The following is a 24174-nucleotide window of genomic DNA, read 5'->3' as shown; positions in this document are numbered from 1 at the left end:
TTAATTTAATTTTAATCAAAACTGGATGGGATAAATTATGGTGCGAGTTTTTTGAGTGCAGCGATCGCGTGTAATCTTACCTGTTCGTTTGGGTCTTGTAATAAAGTAGTTAGTGATGGGATAGCTTGTTGATTACCTAACTGTCCTAAAGATAAGGCGATCGCACTTTTGATATAGGCAATTTCTTTGGCTGGATGATGTGAGTTTAACAATTCTAATAAAATTTCTGTAGCGGTTGTAACTAATTCTGGTTTTTCTACTCTTCCCAAAACTGTGACAATTTCCTGACACAAAATTTCTGATTGAGTTTGGGTTAACACCTGTTGTAAATATTCCAAACCAGAGGGTGTACCTACCCAAACTAAAGCGCGAATAACTTCTAGTTGTAAGGTTATGGGTGTCTGGGGAGACATCAGTACGGAAAATAAATGTTGGGTAGCCTCATCACCACCAAGGCGAGAAAGGGCGACGGCTGTAGCACTACAAACATCTATATTGAAGTCATAAAGCTTGGTTCGTAGTTTGGTGACTAAATCTAATTCCACATTTAAATCGGGACGGAAACTTAAACCTAGTACGGCGATGCGTCTAATTGTCGCCACCACATCATCTAAAGCTTTGATTAGTACAGGTGGTACACGTTGATCATGGAAACTGCTGAGGGCTTCTAGGGCGGTGGCGCGGACTGCAACTTCAGTATCTTGTACCACTGTCAACAGCGGTGAAATGGTCTCTGGAGTGCGGATATAAGCCAGCGATCGCACTGCCAAAAGTCTGGTATCATCTTGTTTTAATAGTTCAGAGAGTTGAGTAATTGCTAAACTCCCCATTTGTCCTAGTGCTGTAGCAGCGATCGCTTTTAATTCTTCATCATCGCTAGTTCTGAGCAATTCTACCAAAGGTGCGATCGCCTCTGGATGTTGAAACTCCCCCAAAGTCCGCGCCGCATACCAGCGCAATTCTTCCTCGGCTTCTGTATCTTCTAAAATCTCAATCAGTGGGGGAATGGCAATATTTCCCAAGCGAAGCAACACCTTGGTAATCTCCCAGCGTTCCTGAAAATCTCCCATTTCTAAAATAGGAAGTGCTAATTTCAGCAAATATTCTGAATGTTGATCATCCTTGACCAAAATCAACTGTTGCAGATATTGAATCAGCAATGACCAGTTAGCGCCATCATACGCTGTCTGCGCCTGCATCAAAAGCTGGTTGATATTACTTTCCATAAAAAGTATGAAGCCTGAAATCTGAATACTTCAGTTAACCCTTAACTAAAATTGCATCGCCTTCAATTTTAGCGGTGTAAGTTTTGAGTGATTTTTCAGCCGGGCCTTTCTGCACTTGACCATCAGTGCCATATTCTGCACGGTGACAGGGACAGGCAAATTTTTTTGCGTCAGCTTTCCAATCTACGGTGCAACCTTTATGAGTGCAGGTAGGATCAACAGCAATTAAATTGCCGGCTTGAGATGTACCAACTACTAACACATTGCCGACAGGGGAGCTTTTGACCAAAAGTTGACCTTTTTGGTCTAGATCTTTGGTAGTACCGACCTTTTGCCAATCTGTCGATGTTGCAGATGTTGATGTACTTTTCTCAGAATTACAGGCAGCGATAGCCACTGGTAGGCTACTAGCTATCAAACCTAAACCAACCCAATTGATAAAATCACGACGTTTCATAGTTGTGGAAATTATTTGTAATTAGAATAACAGCGATCGCCTACTCTACGGTTATTGGGTGGTATAGGCTTTACTCTCGGCATAAAATCTAAAATTTTTTATTCATGCTTGTGTAATCAATCAATGGTTTTGCATCACTCATTTGCTCAGTGTAATGCAGAAAACGCATTGATCCCATTCTTAATTAGCAATTACACTCATATTTTGTAGCTATTTATACGATTTTAGCAGAGCTCTAACTCTAACCTTAAAAGTATCGAAATTGTTACATAAACAATGGTTGTGTTTACTTGGTGAACTTCCCCAATATAAAAGATTCCAAATCTGCTCTCAGAACTGAAAAAATCGCGTTCAGTTAGTTAAAGACAGACTCTTGTTTGTCAATTAACTATCAGATACACCACCTGAGAACACACTTAAAAATTAGCAATAGATAAATATTCAATTTAAAGTCGCTAAAACTCGTAAAACCAAAATCTAAATTACGGGTTGATTGATATTGGTTAACTACCACCACTGAATTAGCAATAATGAGAGTTAGCTCATGACAGATACAGAAACCACTACCAAAACAAGTCTCAATAAGTTTGAAAAATTCAAAGCTGAAAAAGACGGACTAGCTGTCAAAGCCGAAATTGAAAAATTTGCTGCCCTAGGTTGGGAAGCAATGGACGAAACCGACCGAGATCATCGGCTGAAGTGGTTGGGAGTGTTTTTCCGCCCAGTTACCCCAGGTAAATTCATGATGCGGATGCGGATGCCCAACGGGATTCTTACCAGCGACCAAATGCGCGTGTTAGCAGAAGTATTGCAGCGTTATGGCGATGATGGTAGTGCTGACATTACCACTCGACAGAATATTCAATTGCGGGGGATTAGAATTGAAGATTTACCAGATATCTTCAATAAATTTCACGCCGTTGGTTTAACAAGCGTGCAGTCTGGAATGGATAACGTGCGTAACATCACAGGCGATCCTGTAGCTGGGCTGGATGCAGATGAATTGTTCGACACACGAGACTTGGTGCAGCAAATTCAAGATATGCTCACCAACAAAGGTGAAGGAAATCCAGAGTTTAGTAACTTACCTCGTAAGTTCAATATCGCCATCACAGGTGGACGGGACAATTCAGTTCACGCTGAAATCAACGATTTGGCATTCGTTCCAGCGTTACGAAACAACGAAGAAGACTCAGCACTTCAATTCGGATTTAATATCTTGGTGGGTGGTTTTTTCTCAGCTAAACGTTGTGATGCGGCAATTCCCTTAAATGCGTGGGTTGCCCCAGAAGATGTTGTAGCGGTATGTAGAGCCGTTTTAGAAGTGTTTCGAGACAATGGCTCACGCGCTAACCGCCTAAAATCACGTTTGATGTGGCTGCTTGATGAATGGGGTATAGATAAGTTTCGTGCAGAAGTCGAACAACGTTTGGGTAAATCGTTGTTACCTGCCGCGCCTAAAGACGAAATTGATTGGGAAAAACGCGACCATATTGGTATATACAAGCAAAAACAATCAGGCTTCAACTATGTAGGCTTTCATATTCCGGTTGGGCGGTTTTATGCCGAAGATATGTTTGAAATTGCGCGACTCGCAGAAGTTTACGGTAGTGGTGAAATTAGACTAACAGTCGAACAAAATATCATTATTCCCAATATTTCTGATAGTAGCCTAGCAACATTTTTGGCAGAACCCTTACTAGAAAGATTTTCCATCAATCCTGGAGTATTGGAGCGATCGCTAGTTTCCTGCACAGGCGCACAATTTTGCAATTTCGCCCTCATCGAAACCAAAAACCGCGCTCTAGCTACCATTCAAGCTTTAGAAGCAGACTTAACTTTCACCCAACCAGTTCGCATTCACTGGACAGGTTGTCCCAACTCCTGCGGACAACCGCAAGTTGCAGACATCGGCTTAATGGGTACAAAAGCCCGGAAAGATGGCAAAGCAGTAGAAGGCGTAGATATCTATATGGGTGGAAAAGTCGGAAAAGACGCGCACTTAGGAACCTGTGCGATTAAAGGTATACCCTGCGAAGACTTACAACCAGTATTGCAAGAACTACTCATCAAACACTTTGGCGCACATATCAAACAAGAAGCCTTGGTTGAAGTCTGAAGTGTGAAGTCTGAAAATTTATTTTCTTTGTCAGAAGGCAGAAAGGTTTCATGCTTCACACTTTTGTCTTCTCCCATTCCCTACTCCCAAAAATTTAGGAAATTAGAATGTTAAAAAATTTATTTTCATTCAAGGATCGTTATCGTATCCTACATCAGACTTGGTTTGCCTTTTTTCTTACATTTGTTTGTTGGTTTAACTTTGCTCCTTTTGCTACCACCATTGGCAAGGAATTACATTTAGCACCTGAACAGATTAAAACTTTAGGAATCTGCAACTTAGCTTTAACAATTCCCGCGCGGCTAATTATTGGGATGTTGTTAGACCGTTTCGGCCCTAGAATTACCTATTCGATATTGTTGATGTCTGCTGCTGTTCCGTGTCTAGCTACAGCCTTATCTCAAGATTTTAATCAATTAGTCATCAGCCGCTTATTGATGGGAATTGTCGGTTCCGGCTTCGTCGTCGGTATTCGTATGGTGGCTGAATGGTTCCCACCGAAGGAAATGGGAAGCGCACAGGGTATTTACGGCGGTTGGGGAAATTTTGGGGCTTTTGGTGCAGAATTTGCTTTACCGATGCTTGCTGTGGCTACTAGCTTTTTGGCTGGTGGAGCTTCTAACTGGCGGTTAGCGATCGCGCTTACTGGTATCATTACCGCTATCTATGGTGTAATTTATTTCAACACCGTTCAAGATACACCTGCTGGCAAACTTTACAAACGACCCAAGAAAAATGGTGCCTTAGAAGTTACCAGCATCAAAAGTTTTTGGGCGATGATAGTTTCAAATTTTGGTTTGATATTTGCCCTAGGTTTATTAGCTTGGCGCTTAGAACAAAAGAATATTCACTTTTTAACTCTCAGCCAAATGTATTTAGTTTGGTTAGCATTAGCTGGATTATTTGTTTACCAAACATATAAAGCTTACGAAGTCAACAAAGAATTATTAATTGGCAAGAAAACTTACACTCCGGCACAGCGTTTTCTATTTGGACAAGTTGCGATATTAGAATTTACTTACGTAACCAACTTTGGTTCCGAATTAGCAGCGGTCTCCATGTTGCCAGCTTTCTTTGAAAAAACCTTTGGTTTAGAACACGTAGTTGCAGGCATGATTGCTGCTACATACCCATTTTTAAACTTAGTTTCTCGTCCTAGTGGTGGGGTGATTTCTGATAAATTTGGCTCTCGCAAATGGACAATGACAATTATTTCGGCTGGCATTGGTGTTGGCTATTTGATGGCACATTTTATTAATGGTAACTGGCCGATTCCGCTGGCGATCGCAGTCACTATGTTTTGTGCCTACTTTGCCCAAGCTGGCTGCGGTGCAACCTACGGTATTGTTCCCCTCATCAAAAAAGAAGCCACCGGACAAATTGCAGGTAACGTCGGCGCTTACGGTAATTTTGGTGGTGTAGTTTACCTGACAATTTTCAGCTTAACCGATGCACCAACCCTATTTAGCACAATGGGTATAGCAGCAATAATTTGTGCTTTTATGTGTGCTTTCTTCCTCAAAGAACCTCAAGGTTCCTTTGCTGGCGCTGCTGAAGAATTACCAGAAAATTCAGCGAAAAAGCCTGCTATTTTAGCTGAAGAATAACCCAACAAATCAGGGATGAAATGCGATAAATAATTTCATCCTGATTCTTTTATCTGCGTTCATTCGCGTGCATCGGCGGTTAATAAAAAATAAACCCGCTGATCAACACCGATAAATTAGGTGTAGCTACATGACTGAATTTACTAAAACTCTTTGTCCTTATTGCGGTGTTGGCTGTGGTTTAGAAGTTTCGCCGCCAGCCCAACTTAATAAAGCAACTAATCGAGATAGTCAAGGAAATCCCACTTGGCGAGTACGCGGCGACAAATCGCACCCATCCAGCCAAGGTATGGTTTGTGTGAAAGGTGCAACGATCGCCGAATCTTTAGATAAAAATAGACTACATTACCCAATGGTGCGGGATTCTTTAGATCAAGAGTTTCGCCAAGTTAGTTGGGAGGAAGCTTTTGAACTCATCACCAACCGCATTCAAACTGTGCGCTTCAACCAAGGAACAGAAGCTATATGTATGTACGGTTCCGGTCAGTTTCAAACCGAGGACTATTATATTGCTCAAAAACTTTTAAAAGGCTGTTTAGGAACTAACAATTTTGATGCGAATTCACGCTTATGTATGTCCAGTGCGGTATCTGGATATATTCAAAGTTTTGGTGCTGATGGCCCGCCTTGCTGTTACGAAGATTTAGAGTTAACTGATTGTGCATTTTTAATTGGGACTAACACAGCAGAATGTCATCCCATCTTATTTAACCGACTAGAAAAATATCACAAAAAAAACCGCAAGATGAAAATGGTGGTGGTTGACCCCCGACGCACACCCACCGCCGAAGCCGCAGATTTACATTTAGCAATTCGTCCCGGTACAGATATCGACTTGTTAAATGGTATCGCCCATTTATTGATGCGTTGGGGATACATTGACACGATGTTTATCGATGACTGTACCAGTAATTTTTCGGCTTATGCAGAAGTCATTCGTCACTATCCACCAGAAGTTGCAGCGTGTCAATGTGGTATCAGCATTGAAGACTTAGAAACAGCCGCCCGTTATTGGGGTCAAGCGCAAAAGGTACTTTCTTTGTGGTCGATGGGTGTCAACCAATCAAGTGAAGGGACAGCTAAGGTAAGAACTATCATCAACCTCCACTTGATGACAGGACAAATCGGTAAGCCAGGGGCGGGGCCGTTTTCTCTAACAGGTCAACCAAATGCGATGGGAGGTAGAGAAGCGGGAGGTTTAGCGCATTTATTACCCGGTTATCGCTTGGTGAAAAATGACCAGCATCGCGCTGAAGTAGAAGATTTTTGGGGACTGAAGCGGGGACAAATTTCGCCTACTCCTGGTTTAACTGCTTGGGATATGATTACAAGCTTGGAAACTGGTGATGTTGGTTTACTGTGGATTGCCGCTACTAACCCAGCTGTAAGTATGCCAGATTTGGAACGGACAAAGAAAGCCTTATTGCGATCGCCTTTTACCATTTACCAAGACGCATACTACCCCACCGAAACCGCTGCTTATGCCCATGTGCTGTTACCTGCTGCCCAGTGGGGTGAAAAAACTGGCATCATGACCAATTCCGAACGTCGGGTAACTCTGTGTCAAGCATTTCGCCAACCACCAAGAGAAGCCAAAGCTGACTGGGAAATTTTCGCGGAAGTTGGACGAAGGTTAGGTTTTGCCGATAAGTTTAACTTTAAAAATTCTGCCCAAGTTTACGCCGAGTTTGTCCAACTTACTAAAAATCGCCCATGCGATATGTCAGGAATTAGTCATGAACAATTGCAAAAACAAGGCGCAACCCAATGGCCACATCCAGAAAAAAGTGCTGAGTTAAAAGTGCTGAGTGCTGAGTATAAAGAAGTAACTCAAAACTCAAAAAGACTCTACACTGATTTACGCTTCCATACTCCCGACGGTCGGGCGCGGTTCGGGGCATATTACTCTAAAGGATTGGCAGAACCGCCAGACCCCGATTATCCTTTTGTATTAACTACGGGGCGACTTTACGGACACTGGCACACGCAAACACGCACAGGTCGCATTGAAAAAATTCGCTCAATGCACCCGGAACCATTTATTGAAATTCATCCTCGTGATGCTGCGGTATTGAAAATTAGTGATAACCAAGTAGTTGAAGTGCGATCGCGTCGTGGTCAAGCTCATTTTCCCGCAAAAGTGACTAAGGCGATCGCACCTGGTACTGTATTTGTCCCCATGCACTGGGGCGCACTCTGGGCCAATGATGCCGAAGCTAACGCCCTCACCCATCCCGAATCTTGTCCCGATTCTCTGCAACCGGAATTAAAAGCCTGTGCAGTCCAACTAGCAACAGTTTCTGTAGAAGTTACCAGCAAAAATTATCAACTCCAGTCGTCGCAATGGTGATCTGCTTGGTATATCCTTAAACAAGAAATTGGTAATTCAAAATTTCTATTGAGTAGTTTAATCAATAGACAAAAGTCAATGGTGATGATTAGAAATTATCATCTTATTTGAATACCATTAAGGCGGAATATTTAATTAAATATATCCCCTTTCTTACCAATTTCTGATTAAGTTAACACCAGGATGCAGCCGATGAAAAAATTATTTAAGAACATCTTTGGCATTGCCAGTGATGAAAACTTTATGTACGTTATCGAAAACGTTGAGGTAATCGTTTCCAAGGTTTTATCTGTGTTAATGGTACTGGTAATTTTGGTGGCGATCGGTGATTTAGGAGCTTTCTTAATTAAAGAATTATTTGATACTCCTTATGGCAAATTCAACACAACCTTATTTAAAATATTTGGTCTATTTCTAAATATTTTAATCGCTTTAGAAATCTTAGAAAATATCACTGCTTACTTAAGAAAGCACGTTTTTCAAGTTGAGTTGGTTATTGTAACTTCTTTAATTGCTGTTGCTCGAAAAATCATCATTCTTGATTTAGAAAAAGTTACAGGCATCGATATAATTGGTTTAGGCATAGCAATTTTAGCTTTATCTATCAGCTATTTAATAATTCGTTCTAGTAATTCAAATAAATCTCACTAAATTTATAATTTTTGATTATAAATATTTATATAAATGTTCTTATGTTATGGCATTTCCTAATTTGCTGAAGTACTAAATACATTGCTAATAAAATTAGCCAACCCCACCAAAGTTTGCTTGGAGGGAAACCCTCCTGGCAACTTCTCTCTGCCTCAACTTTGCGCCTGACTCTGCGCCCCTCTGCGTTCAAAAAAACATTAGTTCTGTACCTCACTTCACCGGAAATCGCTATATAGCAATTTCCAAGCATATAAAATATACCCCATCCTCGCTGTCGCGCCCCCTAATGCCACTTGCTACAACTTTGGGAAGCAAAGCAGTGAATCACTTTGGTAAGGAGAGAGGTAAATTTGTACTACACTAGAATCGGAAGCCCCATATCGCAAATATTAATTTGTGTTTAGTAGTAGATTTTAAAATTACCTCAAATATGAAAACCTTTTTTGAATTTGAAGCAGACTTTGTTACTTCTCTACGCTGTATACCCATGCAGGTGAGATACAAATTAGATACTTGTGGTATCAAGCTCAAGCTATCAGATTGGTTACAGATGACTCAAGATGAGCGTGAAGCTTTATTTGAACTGCCTTGCAGCACACAAACCGAAATTGAAACTTACAAAGAATATCTCCAGCAACTAATTTTAGAGAGAACAGGTACACCTGTAGTACAACTACCTATAGATCCTTATCCTGTTTGGATGGACTCTAGTAATTTACCAGTTACTTTACAAGAAAAAGCCCAAGAACTAGGGGTAAACTTAACTTTAGAAAAGTGGATGGCTTTAACTTCCCTACAGCGATTTGCATTGATTAAACTCAGCCGTCCCAGCCACGAAAATAAAAATTTTCCTAATGCCATCGCAGAATTTCATCTGCTTTAATTTTAGTCAATGGTCAATATTCAAGCTTCAATAGACTATTGACCCATAACTAAAAACTGAGGATAACAAAATGGCAATGCTGTTTGTCCCGACAAAAAAGCCAACTGTACTCTGAATGCTACCTTTACCGAAGTAGAGGTTAACACGTACGATGCGCTTGTAGTACCTGGAGTCCTCGCACCAGAATACATCGGCTTAAATCAACAGGCGCTAGAAATTACTCGTCACTTTGATCAAACAAATAAACCCATCGAGGTCATTTGTCATGGCTTGCAGCTATTAGCTGCTGCTGATGTATTGAAAGTTAAAAGTTGTACAGCCTATCCAGCTTGTACTCCAGATGTGCGTGCTGCTGGTGGTATGTATGTGCAAATTCCAGTTGATTCAGCTGTAGTAGATGAAAATCTAGTAACAGCACCAGCTTGGCCCGCACATTGCCGTTGGTTAGCAGAATTTCTGAAAGTATTGGGTACTAAGATCGAACATATAGGGCGTGTCATTAATTGAGCCAAATGACAGAAGCAGCCAGATAAATAGCACCTAAAAAGTTTGTAGCACGTTTGTCATAGCGCGTTGCAAGCGCTCGGTACTGCTTAAGTGTGGCAAAAAATTCTTCAGAGGATGTTTGAAAAGTTTTGGGCGAATATAATTTGCTACTACACAGGCCAAGTCCACTTCAGTGGACTAATGAAAAATTAAGATTTTTAACCCGCGCAGACGGGTTTTGTCTGTATAGCCGCGACTTCTAGTCGCCAGGGCTAGTAATAAATGAGACTTTTCAAACAACCTCTTAAAGCTCAAAAATGAGCAGTTTTTCATTTATGGCAGAATCTCACAAGTGTTTGTGAAGAAATTTAACAATGACTATTGATCATCATAAATAACCATTAACTGCCAACTTTCGCTAAATTGGAAAAAGATAGACTTAAGGAAATGTTAAATGTCAACACAATTGTTACTGGTAGATGATGAACCAGGATTGAGAGAAGCGGTGAAAGATTATTTACAAGAAAGCGGCTTTAGTGTTCAAGTTGCCAGTAACGCTCGTGACGGCTGGGAATTAATGGAGCAGAACACCCCTGACTTGGTGATTTCTGATATCATGATGCCCCAAGTGGATGGCTATCAGTTTCTCAAGCAATTGAGAGAAGACCCCCGTTTTCAAGCACTACCAGTTGTCTTTTTAACTGCTAAAGGGATGACAGGCGATCGCATTCAAGGTTATCAAGCTGGTGTTGACGCATATCTACCTAAGCCCTTTGACCCAGATGAGTTAGTAGCAATAGTAGAAAACTTGCTTTCTCGTCGTTCTGCTAAACCTACCTTTACAGGCGAAGAGAATGAAACTCCAGATATTGCTGAACTGGCAAATCAGATTGCCCAAATCAAAGCACTGTTAACGCAAAGAAGTGCGATTACTCAATCTCCGGCTCCCTTTAAAATTGACTTGACCCCCAGAGAACAAAGTGTTTTAAACTTAGTAGCTGAAGGGCTGATGAATAAAGAAATTGCCCGTCGCTTAGAAACAAGTGTTCGTAATGTAGAAAAATATGTGAGCCGCTTGTTCAGTAAAACTGGTACGAACAGCCGTACAGAGTTAGTTCGTTTTGCACTAGAACACGGTCTTGCTAAGTAAACACTTCATAATAATTTCTAGATTTTTGGTTCAGCATCATAACTCAACCACTATTTCAATTATCTCCAGTAAAACTACTTGCACATACCGCATTGGTTACGAGGACTAGTCTTAGAAAGCCAGAAGGCACAGCAAAACCACGCTCAAGCGCGGTGTAGCTAGAAACATTGATTATCAGCAAACTGCTGACTTGAAAGCATAGAATACTAAATTAAAGATGCTGAGTAAAAATACTAGGATCTAAGTTTCTAATTCCTAGCTTTTTTTATAGATTGTTGGCAGATATTGACCTACTAATTCCGACACTGTATCAAAAAATTCTTTTGCTAGATTAAAACTCGGAATTTTGGTTAAGATTCAAACTAAAATTGCTCAAATACATTAGCCATCAATAAATATTTGCCAGATATTTGGATTATCTAGGTAATTGACAAACATGGTGAATACTGAATACTTTTCCTCGCAAAGCAACACCCTGGTTAGAAAAATCATACCGATAGATAAAATTGCATAAAATGTAACTTGCCCTGAAAACAAATACATCAATGTATTTGGTTAGCTACCAAAATATACCCTGAGTGCATAAGGAGGAAAGCTAACAGAGATAATTAATGAAGCTTTTACCAGCGCAACATAAATTCAAGCTTGTAGCTTCGTAGTGAGGTTAAGAAAACAGCTTAATAATGACATGGCACAACATAAGTTAATGAGCAAACTTCAAAAATCACCGTTGCAATGCCTACTATTGAGTGTTATCAACAGCATTACGTAACCGCATTAGTTGGCGACGCATTTGAGGTGAGGCTTTAAATTCCGACACCTCTTGAGCTTTAACAGAAGCTTGTAGGGTCTCTAAAAAGTCATCAGACCCTTCAGTCAAAGCATCTAGTAGTACCTGCAACAATTGTTCCCGATCGCCTAAGAGGCTCTTTTCCTCAATCAATCTAAATTTGAGATGTATTTCGCACTCATAAACACCTACTTCAATATTATTTATTTGGCGTGGTAATGCTTTCGAGTTCATGGTTTTGTGGATTTTTTTACTTGGTGGTCATCAGGGTGAGAGACAATTATCCTTAGCGAACATAACTTTATATTTTTTTTAATCCATAGGGCTGCAATTAAGAATTTTTTCAATTCATCCCATTATGGATTTCATTTCTATCTCCTGTGTTTTTTCTAGCTAGTCTTTCACGGCTTAAGTTGTGATCTTCTTCTGACAGAAGTAGTTTAGGTAAGCCATCACTATTATTCATTTTTTAAGATTCTATACAATAAAGTTTCTGTAAGAAGTTGTTCTACCTTTTTAAAGGTTTTTACATCAACTTTATCTTAACGTCAATAACAGTTCGAGTTTTTACTTAGTTTTTAGTAATTATACGTAAGTAAATCCGCTGTCTTTTTTCAATTTAATTAAACGTAGAGGAAGCTTCACCATAATTAAGTAAAAACACTTGATGTTAGTTTTATTCATCAACAATTTCAGGAGATTTTGATGAATAAATAGATTAAGAGGAGAATAGTGATTTTTGGTAGGAAAATATACCGCATTTTACACCTTAAGATTAAGTACAAAACTTAGAATTCATATCCATCAAAAACTCTCAATTTTGTGCATTCTACAAATGGAAACTGCTGGGGTTAACCTCAAGCAGTCAAAAATCAAGTAAGAATTTAGTTAGAAAAATAAAAAATCAATAATTGAGGCGATAATGATTAATCTGCACAAAAACTAAGGTTTGGAGTATTCTTTCCATTTACACTAAAGAGTTTCAGCCAAATTTAATTTAGAAAGAGGCAGGTGCAGAAGGTTAATAATAATTAACGACTGACTAATTAATGAAAGCTTATGGATAGAGCAGATTTAGGGACTGGACAACCGTCTACAATGATTTCAGTGTAATCAACTTAAACCTTACACCATTCTATGGACAATCTAATGCTGCTCAAGTCCACAACCCGGCATATCCGCATTTTCGCGGCAGAAATTGACCGGGATGGCGAATTAGTTCCCAGTAATCAAGTTTTAACGTTGGATGTTGACCCAGACAACGAATTTAATTGGAATGAAGATGCTCTACAGAAGATTTATCGTAAGTTTGACGAATTGGTCGAATCTTCTAGTGGTGGAGACCTGACAGACTACAACTTACGCCGCATTGGTTCCGATTTGGAGCATTATCTGCGATCGCTCCTTCAAAAAGGCGAAATCAGCTACAATCTGTCTGCTCGTGTTGCCAACTACAGTATGGGAGTTCCCCAAGTTGCCTTAGACGAGAAGTAGTAACAAAATGTACGGGAAACACATAAGTACAAATCAGAAATTGCGGGTACTCCCTATAACTCAGCAGCCTAAACAGAAGTTGTAAACTCACTTTTGTCTGTGCATTAGTCTCTTTATTCAATAGTGATGAGTTAGGAGTGATAATACACATCACTCCTAACTATTTAGATAAATGAGGTTGTCAATGCTATTTTGACGTGTGGTAAGTGATATTACTTTTATCTGACGCAGTTTTGATTACCACATATATTATTCAGTCAATTGTTTGGCGATAACCAAGCAAAAAATTAATATTTTTTTTCAAGTTTTAGTAAAATTGAAATATCTCGCCTGATATAAAATACAAACTTTACATCTAATAATTTGGCTCAAATGCTTGATTTGAGCTTATCTTACATATTTTTAGAAGTAAGCATAATTTTTGACCTTTACAAGCCAGCTACAAGAACTGGCTGATTCATCTCAGTAAACAAAAATTTACAAACACTAGAAATTTTATCCTTGCTGTAGCAGAGTAATAACTGCAAGTTAGCTATGTTGACAAATAATTTTTTAATTCTTAAATAAATTTAATTTAAACTTTGTAACTGATCACCCAATATAGTTCAGTAGCGCACATCAGCTTGGTTTAAATTGAAGTTTATAACCCAATTCAATGCGTAAAGTTGGATGTTTTTAATTTTAATTAAACGATATTGACCTATAAACTAAATAAACATCTGTATTATGTGTGGCTTTCTAATGCTCTAATTGACTCTCAGCAACCAATTACAGATAAGTAAAGGTTAAGCTTTGTTGACAGGGTTTAAAGTTAGTTGTTATGGCAACGGAAAGTCATAGAACAATAAAAGTTATGATGAGGCTGTAGAATTAGCCAAGGAGTGTGATATTTGCATAAATTCCCTAAACCAAGTATTAGCATTGGCTGGTATTTCCCAGCTAGAATCATGATCCCCAGATGGATACGTCTGTTTGCAGAAATTAAGAGCAGCCTAGTTACTGCTCACTGCCTATGCTTTTGAAGAAATTGCCAATCGCTAATCAGTGCGAACACTATGGAAAATGATGCGGCAACCCTCTACTGCCCAAATGAACTTTGTCAGGCTGCTAATCCCCTGACTCATAAGTTTTGCCAACGATGTTCTACACCCATACCCAAACGATATCTCTGGGTTGTAGGTGATGTTCTCAATGTGGGTAGTCCCGGAGAAATATTAGCCGATCGCTATTTAGTCCTCAATAAATCTGTGGTTTTAGATACTAAGCCTGGATTACTCCCTCAAGGATTAGAAACAGAAAACGTACAAACTATCAGAGCTTATTTGAGACTAATCCCCTACAGCTTACATATACCGCAGGTGTATGGAGTGCTGTCTCTAAAGGATGGACGCTCTCGCAAAGAAATTTTACTTTTAGAAAAACCGCCGTTATTAACAGAACCGACGACAGACTCTCAATTAAGGTTGTGTCCCCAGTTAACTAATGCTTGGCGCACAGCTACATCCATGCGTCAACTGAACTGGTTATGGCAATTAGCTCATCTGTGGCAACCTTTGGTAAGTGAAGGTGTTGCTTCTAGCTTAATTGATACCCACTTATTAAGAGTAGAAGGGTCTTTGGTTCGCTTATTAGAATTACGTTCTGATACCTCAACAGCACCAAAGTTATCACATTTAGGAGATTTTTGGCAGCAGTTGTTGCCAGATACCAAACCAGCGATCGCAGAATTTGTTAACCAAGTCAGCAGTTATCTAATTCAAGGAGAAATCAATTCACCTGAAGTATTAATCTCAGTTTTAGACCGAGGATTAGCAGAGTTGGGGGAATTGCAATCGCCAAAAATTCAGATTATCACTAAAACTGACACTGGCCCGAAACGACAACGCAATGAAGATGCCTGTTACCCAGCCAGTGGCACATTGTTGAGTAAACCTCCACAAGCCACAGCCTTGGCTATTGTCTGTGACGGAATTGGTGGACATGAAGGCGGTAATGTCGCATCTAATTTAGCAATTGAAACAATTCAACAGCAAGTACAACAACTCACCAAAGTTCCTTATAACCATATAGAACCCTCACTGTTGCTGGCAGATCTGGAGCAAGCTGTAGCAGTTGCCAATGATAAAATCAGCCAACGCAATGACAGTGAAAACCGCCAGGGTAGAAAACGTATGGGTACAACTTTGGTAATGGCATTGCCAGTAGCCCATGAAATGTATATTACCCATGTTGGTGATAGTCGCGCTTATTGGATTACACGAGATGCTTGCTACCAAGTCACCCTTGATGATGATGTTGCTTCTAGGGAAGTACGTTTGGGATATGCCATTTACCGTGAAGCTGTACAACAGAGTGGTTCTGGTTCTTTGGTTCAAGCATTAGGGATGAGTTCCAGTGCAGCGTTACATCCAACAGCACAGCGATTTATTCTGGATGAAGATGCTGTGTTTCTGTTGACATCTGATGGTTTAAGTGATTTTGACCGTGTAGAAGAATATTGGGAAACAGAAATTTTACCAATTTTGACCGAAGAAACGGATTTAGTCACCGTGGCTGACAAATTGCTGGAAATTGCTAATACCAAAAATGGCCATGATAATGTGACGATCGCTTTAGTTCATTATCAAGTTAAATATGTTGAGCCAGAGCTAACTCTCAAAGCAGTTATTGTTGAGCTTCCTACCATCACAACCGCCAACATTACGCCTAAGCCGCTGCAACCTACCTTACTAGAAGACATTTCAGAGCAAAAAACTTTAATTCCTAAAAATAAGCCTAGTTCTTTTCAGCAACTACCACTCCATCTGATTGTGCCAATGATTATCGCGATCGCCGCAGGTTCTTTAGGACTACTGGTGCGCGGACTGTTTATGTCATCAGTTCCTCCTGTTTCTAGCCCTAATGTACAGCAAACTCCAGCTTCAACAAGCGGGCGATCGCTAAATAACCTTGCTTTTGGGTGGGTAATTACCAATAGCCGAGAAATTACCTTAGACGATCAGAAGTTACAACCTGGTAGTTTTATGCGAGTGGTTGACATCGAAACCAAGGACACATCCTATTCTGCGGAATCGGTGATCAAATTGCAGCTTTGCCCCTCAGAAAATAGTACATTTCTTCCATCTGACAAACCACTGCGTGTCACCTTAGCTCAACTCCAACGTTCAGACATCACTGTACTAAAATCAACAGACACTAGTAGTTGTGATAATTTATCTCAACCATTAGATAGTGAAACTCCTACATCTCGCTCAAGTTCGGGAAAATAATAGTCAGTGAAAATGCGACCAATACTCGATAAACTTGTATAAGCCTGGAATAATACATTTAATAACCAGATTTAAAACTTCCAGGCGAAAAGTTTTCCTCATGGAAAATTGTTATCGCAAGTCCTTGGTTTCTACCTTTTAATTGAAAGAACCCATGCCATCCCTGAACTTAGCGATCGCCCGTCTCATCAATACTGGCACAGATAGCTTTGCCATTTGGGTGGTCAAAGCACCCTACCCTAGTGGCTATGTTCTGCGTGACTGTGTATGGCCTTCAGAACTAAATCAAATGTGGCAAGAGTGGCAGCAAATGTTTGCTGGACACAGTGGTTTAAATGTTACAGCCAACACAGCACCTCAACCTCCCAACCCTCTCTCGTTTAACTTAGGTTCGACTACTTCGGGTCACATGCCTGGTTACAGTGGTCGTTTAATGCAATACTTAGGGCTATATTTGTGGCGTTGGGTATTTGATGGGCCAATCCTCAGCAGTCTTGAACGCAGTTGTGGAATGGCGATGGGACAGAATACACGTTTGCGCTTTCAACTGGAAATTCGTGACCCAGATTTGATCGCCTTGCCCTGGGAAATTATGCAGCGCCAACCCGGACAATCGGCAATTTCTCTCGCCCAAGATTTGCTGTTTAGCCGCACCACAAGTGAAGTTGAACCGTTGCCTTTTTTACGAACGGATCAGGCTATAAATATCTTGCTGGTTTTAGGTCATGATGAAAACTTGCAACTCGAAAAAGAAGCAATTATTTTGCAACAAATTCTGGAGAATAAACCGCAAATAAATCGGAATTATCCAGGATTTGCTCCTTGTATGGTGAAAACACTAATTCAACCAACACCGCAGGAATTGATTCAAGAATTAGAAACTAAGGCTTACAATGTCTTTTTTTACGCTGGTCATGGATTGCCTGGCCCAGATGGAGGACTGTTGTTTTTACGTCCTAGCAAGACACTCAACGGCATAGAATTAGCGCAAGTATTAACCCGGAGTGGGCTAAAATTAGCTGTTTTCAATGCTTGTTGGGGAGCGCAACCAGCAGCAGTTAATCACCAAGCAATACCCGCTAGTAGTTTAGCGGAAGTACTAATTCGTCATGGCGTACCAGCCGTTTTGGGAATGCGAGATGTAATTGCTGACCATGAAAGTCACAGTTTTATTACGGCTTTTGCGGCAGCTTTGCGATCGCGCAAGCCAATTGATGAAGCTGTGGCAGAAGCCCGACAAGAAATGTTAACACTGTATAAGTTCAACCAACCTGCTTGGACTTTACCAGTTCTGTATTTACATCCAGATTTCAATGGCGAACTTGTTAAAAGCATTGATGAGGGAATTACAGAGTTACCAGATATTTCAATTGTCAATATAAATATTGCTACTTCTAAAGCTTGTTTGCGATCGCTCGCCCCAGGAGGTAGAACTTGGTTTTTGCGAGCAGGTGTAACTCGCATTGGTCGTACCCAAGACAATGATATTGTAATTCCCGAACCATCAGTTTCTAAGCGTCATGCCGAAATTTTATGCCGAAATACTTTTGCGGGTACTACTCCAGTACAAACTTATTATTTACAAGATCTCTCAACTTACGGCACAACCTGGTGTTTAAGCTCTAATGGTTGGCAACAAATTCTTCGGGAGGAAGTACCATTACAATCGGGAAGCAAGTTAAAGTTTGGGAATTCTGGCAATGAAACTTGGGAGTTTGTTATTGAAAATTAAGCATTCTTTCAGGATAAAAATGGCAGTGAATTGTATACTCCCTGGCCTATAATGGCTCTGACATAATTTTCCTGATTCAATTGCTAAATAAAATTAGTTTAATTTTTGCGGAAATTGTAATTTATAACTTGTAGCAGTCAGTACTGCGAAATAATTCATCAGGAGTCGAAAAATGATTAAAAAAATCAACAATTCCCACAATATCCCATCCTCGCCAACTCAAGTGGAATTAGAATTCCTCGAACTACTACTCCAGCCCGAAGATGCGGCTTATCCTTGGAATCCTGCTGATGATCAAGCAGAGACATATTTTGATGAATTAGAAAAGCAGTTTGCTATGCAGGATGTTCTGGAGGAAGAACTACATACTAAAGCGCAATCTTTTTATGGTAATTTAGACAATCTATGGTCTCAAGTGGCAAATTGCAATGATTATAAATGTACTACAAATGTCAGCATTTTAGACAGTCTTTGTGAGACTTTACATACTTTTGCGGCTGGAGTACCAACAATCTGGCTAAAGGCGATCGCTCAGAAAGCGACAGAAGTAGTAGCCGTGCAGCAGTCAATCAACGAACAGTTAGTGCAGTGTGTTCAAACTGTATTACCTACATGGGAAACTGACGATCTAGCAGTTTTCGCTCGTCCTTATGCCTATGCGATGCGTAGCAGTGAACAGCAAAACCTAGCATCAGTTGTAAATAAGATTAAAAATCGGGATTGGGCAACTTTATCAGAAATGGAGCAAGCTAAAGTTAGTGTGGCGATCGCCTACTATGCTCTCAGACAGCTAGACAAATTGGAAACTGAAGCTTAATTATAAATTTGTCTTAATTCTCTACATTATTGCCTGATATCATGAAATAATCAGTGCCACTTTATTTTTTCTTGTGTAGTACTTGTATTGCTGATGTAAACAACCAGTCTTTATCCTAATATATTCTTCGATTGCTATATCTTTCTTTAGATAGAAGATACTTAGAGTATTCACAAGCTAAGGCAATTTTTACAGTTATGCAATCTATCTTTAGACAGAAACAATCTTTGAGTTCAAAAAACCTAGTATCAGAATCACAGGAAAAGATGGGCAGAAAGTAAATTTTCTACTTCTACCCCTTAGTGGATAATTTTATCAAAAATTTATTTAGGGCCGAGAAAGCGAGTAGCAAAATTTTGCGATCGCGTTGGTGACAATGCCCTTGCCTTTAAAATTGCCGCCATCAAAACCGCATAAGATAAAACCCCAACAATTACTAACAACAAAGCGTTAATAGAACCTGTAGCGTTCCATAAAGCGTGGAGTGCGGACGCACTTAGATAACCAATCGAGAGAATTTGCCAACTCTGACTCGGTTTGAGAACAGCCAAACCGATAAAATATCCCAGGTAGCCACTATAAGCCATGTGACCAGCAACAGAGCCTAACACGCGAGGAATCAGCAATTGTAAGCCTGCTAATTGACCAGCTGCACCAATACCTACCTGTTGACTAACATTTTGGGTAATATCCGGTACATACTGTCCCAGAGTTTCTAAAAGAGTAAATCCCAAAGCTGAAGCTGTTCCTAAAAGAATGCCATCTAGCGGTTCCCACACACCTATGCGTTCTCTCCAAGGTGAAGGCAATTGTCTGCCGATCACAAAAGCTCCCAGTACAGGTAAGGCCTTAAGCAATTCTTCCATCAACCCTGCACCAAAGAACATTCGTACTAGTAGCTCAGTCAATGTAGTAGAATCTTGAGGTGAAGGTAAATTACCTGGCAGAATACCACGAAACACAAAAATAAATAATTCTAAGATAGGACTGAGTAAAATTAATGCTGTCGTCAGCGCTGTACCAACCAGTACCCACCAAGGCTTTTGCTTACCACACAATTGATAAACAAAGTAGTAAACAACAAAGGCGATATAACTGGCGACAATGACTTGATTAGCCTGGGGTCTACCAACAGTCGCAAACATTAGCACGACAAAAACTACTGTGAGTATTCCTGGAACAAGGTAAGCTTTACTTGTTAAATCCTTACCAGTAGAAATAATCGGAAAAAGTTGTGTAAAGCTAACTGAATCAGCCTGCTTGATTTGGGTGTGATTCTGGTAGTTAGCGGCTGAAGGCAATGATGCGTTTTGTTTCGTCATCATTGTCGGTTGAGGTATTAAGTCATACTCAAAAATAAATTGTGGCCCATCACTACCTAAAGCAATGCGATCGCCTGATTGTAATTCTTGGCACCCATAAAAACGTTGACCATTGAGATAAGTACCATTCGCGCTATTTAAATCACAAATTACCCAAGTAAATTTATTATCTGGAGACGAAGAGAGAGGACGAACCGCAGCATGACGACGAGATACCATTCTATATGTCATGGCATCCAAGACAATCTGACAGCTGGGGTCACGTCCAATTACCATCTCTTTACTTGCATGTAGTGCGTAACGAGATTCTGAACCAAAAGCTGCTGTATTACCAGACACCAGCCGCAGAAAAGCGTTATGTCTTGCGTTTTTGCCTGTCATCGAGTTAGAGTGTCTTCCCAAACTAATTCATCCAATATTCTGGCAGCATGACTGAACCTTCGCCATACCAACAGCAGAATTGCTAAATCCACTATAGCTTTAGTCTCTGCTAACAAATCCAAAATTTTCTCATACAAAATTTAAAATTATCTAACTCAATATTGACAAGCATTATGGCTAATTGGAGTGTCTTATGTGCCTATTTGCTAAGAAATATTTTTCATAATACATAAATATGATGCTTTAGAAAGCCTAGAGCCAAAAAATGTACAGTAATTTCTGGAATTTTTAGTAGTATTTACCACATATCGAGGCATTGAGAAAATATAAAATTAGTCAGCAAAAATAAAGAACAAGAAACCTTATACTTCAAAAAGTATAAGGCTTAACTAATTTTTTCTTTCATTCTTAAACTTTTCTTTTGCTACTTCTAGGGTGTGTCATCAATTGAGCCAAATGACAGAAGCAGCCAGATAAATAGCACCTAAAAAGTTTGTAGCACGTTTGTCATAGCGCGTTGCGAGCGCTCAGTACTGCTTAAGTTTGGCAAAAAAAGTCTTCAATGAGATGACGGGCTTTATATAAATCTCGGTCGTAGTTAAGAGGTCTGGTACGGTTACGTTTGGGAGAAATAACTGCGGTTTTGCCCTGTGCCTGAAGTCGCTTATTTACTCGCTCCGAAGCATCATAGCCATGTGTAATTTCTGTTCCTTCTTGACTGCTCCGTGCTGTTTTTTTTGAGGGTGAGCTTCTGTTTCTAAAGAAGTCTGCACATTGCACTCTCACTTAATCTTACCCCTGTCTTTTCTTCCCAATACTCACAGTATTCGGCTAGGGTATAGTCTAGATGTTCTGCTACCACTTCCTCTATCTGTTGTTCATAACCAGATAGTTGGCTCGGTTTTCCTCCAGTTGCTACACTTGGCTCTAGTGTCCCTTTTTCTCGTTTTCGCTTCACTAGGTCTTGTACTGTATTTTTATTTACCTTGAATCTTTCTGCTACTTTGCGAATAGATGTATTTCCTACTTCGTAAACGCTAATAATTTTTTACCGCAGGTCTACTGAGTAGGGTTTCATCTGATTTTTTACTTTTATCTTCTCAACTACTGTACCCAACCGTTACATAAAGTGTTGTAGTTAGAAGTTAGGATTCACTCAAAGACCACTCGTTCTTACCGATAAATAAGCTTTCAAGCATTATGTCTTAATGTTACTGGCGATGTTTGCATAAGTCTTGTGATCAAACCATCTTCATACTCAAATCTAACCACTTAGACTGAGTAATAGGCGCACTACTAGAAATATAATCAACACCTGTCGCAGCCAAATCACGAATATTGTCTAAAGTTACATTCCCCGAAGCTTCAATTTTTACTAGAGTGTTCTGCTGGCGAATCAGAGACACAGCCTCAAGAACCACATCCAAACGCATATTATCCAACATAATAATGTCGGCTTTATACTCTAATGCTTCTTTTACCTGCTCTATCGTTTCTGTTTCCACTTCAATCGTCGACGGATAAGGTATTTGAGACCGAATCTGGGTAATTGCCTCTCCGATCCCACCAGCCGCAGCAATATGATTGTCCTTAATCATCACGGCATCATCTAATCCCATACGGTGATTGATCGCACCTCCCACAGCAGTTGCATACTTTTCTAAGATTCTTAAGCCTGGTGTAGTTTTACGTGTATCCACAAACTGAACAGGGAAATCAGCAATTTTCTCTACGTATTTATGAGTTAAAGTTGCAATCCCACTCAAGCGCATAGCCAAGTTTAGTGCTACCCGTTCCCCCATGAGAAGTGTATCTAATGACCCATGAATTTCCGCTATTACTTGTCCTGGCTGACAAAATTCACCATCATTAACAATCATCGTAAAGCTAGTTTTTTCATTCAAAAGCTGAAATACCCTTGCTGCAACTGATAAGCCAGCAATTATTCCTGTTGCTTTTGCGAACAATTTTGCTGTTCCCAGTGTCAAATTTGAGGTGAAGAGGGGATTCGTTGTGCGATCGCCCCGACCAATATCTTCTAGCAACCAGCCACGCAATAGCGGATCTAACACTAGCCAAGGCGGTAAAACACCCACTTTATTCACAACTTATAATTACTTACTTTGCTATTTCTAGAATTACTATATCCCAAACCCCTTACTATCCAACGGTCATAAGAAAAGGAAAAATAATTTTTGGAAAGTAGTTGACAGAGAGAGGAGAGTGAGATAGATTAGATAAGTGCCTGAGAGGAGCGCTGCGAAGCGAAGCTCGGAGGGAACCGAACCATGAAAAAATTATAGTTTGAAAGCAATAATAACACAAGTAGCCTGCGTCAAGAAAATAAAGTAACCAGGCTGAGGTTATAAAAGAACAGCAAAAGAGCTAAACAAACAATTCAAAACGGAGAGTTTGATCCTGGCTCAGGATGAACGCTGGCGGTATGCTTAACACATGCAAGTCGAACGGTCTTTTCGGAGATAGTGGCGGACGGGTGAGTAACGCGTGAGAATCTAGCTTCAGGTCGGGGATAACTACTGGAAACGGTGGCTAATACCGGATGTGCCGAAAGGTAAAAGGCTTGCTGCCTGAAGATGAGCTCGCGTCTGATTAGCTAGTTGGTGTGGTAAGAGCGCACCAAGGCGTCGATCAGTAGCTGGTCTGAGAGGATGATCAGCCACACTGGGACTGAGACACGGCCCAGACTCCTACGGGAGGCAGCAGTGGGGAATTTTCCGCAATGGGCGAAAGCCTGACGGAGCAATACCGCGTGAGGGAGGAAGGCTCTTGGGTTGTAAACCTCTTTTCTCAAGGAATAAAAAAATGAAGGTACTTGAGGAATAAGCATCGGCTAACTCCGTGCCAGCAGCCGCGGTAATACGGAGGATGCAAGCGTTATCCGGAATGATTGGGCGTAAAGCGTCCGCAGGTGGCGATGTAAGTCTGCTGTTAAAGAGCAAAGCTTAACTTTGTAAAAGCAGTGGAAACTACATAGCTAGAGTACGTTCGGGGCAGAGGGAATTCCTGGTGTAGCGGTGAAATGCGTAGAGATCAGGAAGAACACCGGTGGCGAAGGCGCTCTGCTAGGCCGTAACTGACACTGAGGGACGAAAGCTAGGGGAGCGAATGGGATTAGATACCCCAGTAGTCCTAGCCGTAAACGATGGATACTAGGCGTTGCGAGTATCGACCCTCGCAGTGCCGGAGCCAACGCGTTAAGTATCCCGCCTGGGGAGTACGCACGCAAGTGTGAAACTCAAAGGAATTGACGGGGGCCCGCACAAGCGGTGGAGTATGTGGTTTAATTCGATGCAACGCGAAGAACCTTACCAAGACTTGACATGTCGCGAATCCTCTTGAAAGGGAGGAGTGCCTTAGGGAGCGCGAACACAGGTGGTGCATGGCTGTCGTCAGCTCGTGTCGTGAGATGTTGGGTTAAG

Annotated in this window: 16 protein-coding genes, 1 rRNA gene and 3 pseudogenes (1 of these 20 cut by a window edge); 12 read left to right on the top strand and 8 right to left on the bottom strand. The window is 40.6% G+C overall.

Annotated features, from left to right (window positions below):
- Positions 1–35: 35 nt before the first annotated feature.
- The gene (locus NOS7107_RS11200) at positions 36–1226 is read right to left on the bottom strand and encodes a HEAT repeat domain-containing protein (protein WP_015113081.1); all 1191 of its coding nucleotides are present in this window, start codon (positions 1224–1226) and stop codon (positions 36–38) included.
- Between the two features lie 34 nt (positions 1227–1260).
- On the bottom strand, positions 1261–1683 hold the full coding sequence (locus NOS7107_RS11195; protein WP_015113080.1) for a ubiquinol-cytochrome c reductase iron-sulfur subunit: 423 nt from the start codon (positions 1681–1683) through the stop codon (positions 1261–1263).
- A 544-nt stretch (positions 1684–2227) separates the two neighbouring features.
- Between NOS7107_RS11195 and NOS7107_RS11190 the strand changes: the two genes are divergently transcribed.
- The 6 genes and pseudogenes from NOS7107_RS11190 to NOS7107_RS11165 form a co-directional block, all read left to right on the top strand.
- Positions 2228–3802, top strand: coding sequence for a ferredoxin--nitrite reductase (locus NOS7107_RS11190; protein WP_015113079.1), 1575 nt, complete (start codon positions 2228–2230; stop codon positions 3800–3802).
- A 107-nt stretch (positions 3803–3909) separates the two neighbouring features.
- Complete coding sequence (locus tag NOS7107_RS11185) at positions 3910–5409, top strand: NarK family nitrate/nitrite MFS transporter (RefSeq protein ID WP_015113078.1); 1500 nt, start codon at positions 3910–3912, stop codon at positions 5407–5409.
- 130 nt (positions 5410–5539) lie between these two features.
- Complete coding sequence (locus NOS7107_RS11180; protein WP_015113077.1) at positions 5540–7759, top strand: molybdopterin oxidoreductase family protein; 2220 nt, start codon at positions 5540–5542, stop codon at positions 7757–7759.
- Between the two features lie 192 nt (positions 7760–7951).
- The gene (locus NOS7107_RS11175; RefSeq protein WP_015113076.1) at positions 7952–8410 is read left to right on the top strand and encodes a phosphate-starvation-inducible PsiE family protein; all 459 of its coding nucleotides are present in this window, start codon (positions 7952–7954) and stop codon (positions 8408–8410) included.
- Between the two features lie 430 nt (positions 8411–8840).
- The gene (locus tag NOS7107_RS11170; protein ID WP_015113075.1) at positions 8841–9293 is read left to right on the top strand and encodes a nitrate reductase associated protein; all 453 of its coding nucleotides are present in this window, start codon (positions 8841–8843) and stop codon (positions 9291–9293) included.
- 102 nt (positions 9294–9395) lie between these two features.
- A pseudogene (locus NOS7107_RS11165) lies at positions 9396–9800 on the top strand (DJ-1/PfpI family protein); the annotation flags it as partial.
- On the opposite strand, the pseudogene NOS7107_RS27790 reads toward NOS7107_RS11165, so the two are convergent.
- Positions 9793–9909: pseudogene (locus NOS7107_RS27790) on the bottom strand (transposase); the annotation flags it as partial. The pseudogenes NOS7107_RS11165 and NOS7107_RS27790 overlap by 8 nt on opposite strands.
- Before the next feature lie 324 nt (positions 9910–10233).
- Here NOS7107_RS27790 and NOS7107_RS11160 point away from each other — a divergent pair.
- Positions 10234–10929: a response regulator transcription factor gene (locus NOS7107_RS11160; protein WP_015113074.1), complete on the top strand. Its 696-nt coding sequence runs from the start codon at positions 10234–10236 to the stop codon at positions 10927–10929.
- Positions 10930–11671: 742 nt separating this feature from the next.
- Here NOS7107_RS11160 and NOS7107_RS11155 read toward each other — a convergent pair.
- Entirely contained in the window at positions 11672–11953 is a 282-nt protein-coding gene (locus NOS7107_RS11155; protein WP_015113073.1) for an Npun_R1517 family heterocyst differentiation transcriptional regulator, read from the bottom strand.
- Positions 11954–12856: 903 nt separating this feature from the next.
- Here NOS7107_RS11155 and NOS7107_RS11150 point away from each other — a divergent pair.
- From NOS7107_RS11150 to NOS7107_RS11135, 4 genes are all read left to right on the top strand, one after another.
- Complete coding sequence (locus NOS7107_RS11150; RefSeq protein ID WP_044499908.1) at positions 12857–13213, top strand: NAD(P)H-quinone oxidoreductase subunit M; 357 nt, start codon at positions 12857–12859, stop codon at positions 13211–13213.
- 1055 nt (positions 13214–14268) lie between these two features.
- Positions 14269–16482 (top strand): PP2C family serine/threonine-protein phosphatase, encoded by a 2214-nt coding sequence (locus NOS7107_RS11145; RefSeq protein ID WP_015113070.1) that lies wholly within the window; start codon positions 14269–14271, stop codon positions 16480–16482.
- Positions 16483–16636: 154 nt separating this feature from the next.
- Positions 16637–18214, top strand: a complete 1578-nt coding sequence (locus NOS7107_RS11140) for a CHAT domain-containing protein (RefSeq protein WP_015113069.1) — start codon at positions 16637–16639, stop codon at positions 18212–18214.
- Positions 18215–18386: 172 nt separating this feature from the next.
- On the top strand, positions 18387–19031 hold the full coding sequence (locus NOS7107_RS11135) for a hypothetical protein (protein ID WP_015113068.1): 645 nt from the start codon (positions 18387–18389) through the stop codon (positions 19029–19031).
- 323 nt (positions 19032–19354) lie between these two features.
- On the opposite strand, the gene NOS7107_RS11130 is transcribed toward NOS7107_RS11135, so the two are convergent.
- The 4 genes and pseudogenes from NOS7107_RS11130 to nadC all read right to left on the bottom strand — a co-directional run bounded on the left by NOS7107_RS11130 (position 19355) and on the right by nadC (position 22839).
- Positions 19355–20734 (bottom strand): PrsW family glutamic-type intramembrane protease, encoded by a 1380-nt coding sequence (locus NOS7107_RS11130; protein WP_015113067.1) that lies wholly within the window; start codon positions 20732–20734, stop codon positions 19355–19357.
- A 443-nt stretch (positions 20735–21177) separates the two neighbouring features.
- Positions 21178–21319: pseudogene (locus NOS7107_RS29370) on the bottom strand (transposase); the annotation flags it as partial.
- Between the two features lie 172 nt (positions 21320–21491).
- Entirely contained in the window at positions 21492–21692 is a 201-nt protein-coding gene (locus tag NOS7107_RS29155; protein ID WP_216594402.1) for a hypothetical protein, read from the bottom strand.
- A 283-nt stretch (positions 21693–21975) separates the two neighbouring features.
- Positions 21976–22839 (bottom strand): carboxylating nicotinate-nucleotide diphosphorylase, encoded by an 864-nt coding sequence (gene nadC / locus NOS7107_RS11120; RefSeq protein ID WP_015113066.1) that lies wholly within the window; start codon positions 22837–22839, stop codon positions 21976–21978.
- Positions 22840–23134: 295 nt separating this feature from the next.
- On the opposite strand from nadC, the gene NOS7107_RS11115 reads away from it, so the two are divergent.
- A 16S ribosomal RNA gene (locus tag NOS7107_RS11115) occupies positions 23135–24174 on the top strand (it continues 449 nt past the right edge of the window).

Source organism: Nostoc sp. PCC 7107 (assembly GCF_000316625.1).
Classification (GTDB): domain Bacteria; phylum Cyanobacteriota; class Cyanobacteriia; order Cyanobacteriales; family Nostocaceae; genus Nostoc_B.
This window is presented reverse-complemented; position numbering and strand designations above follow the sequence as displayed.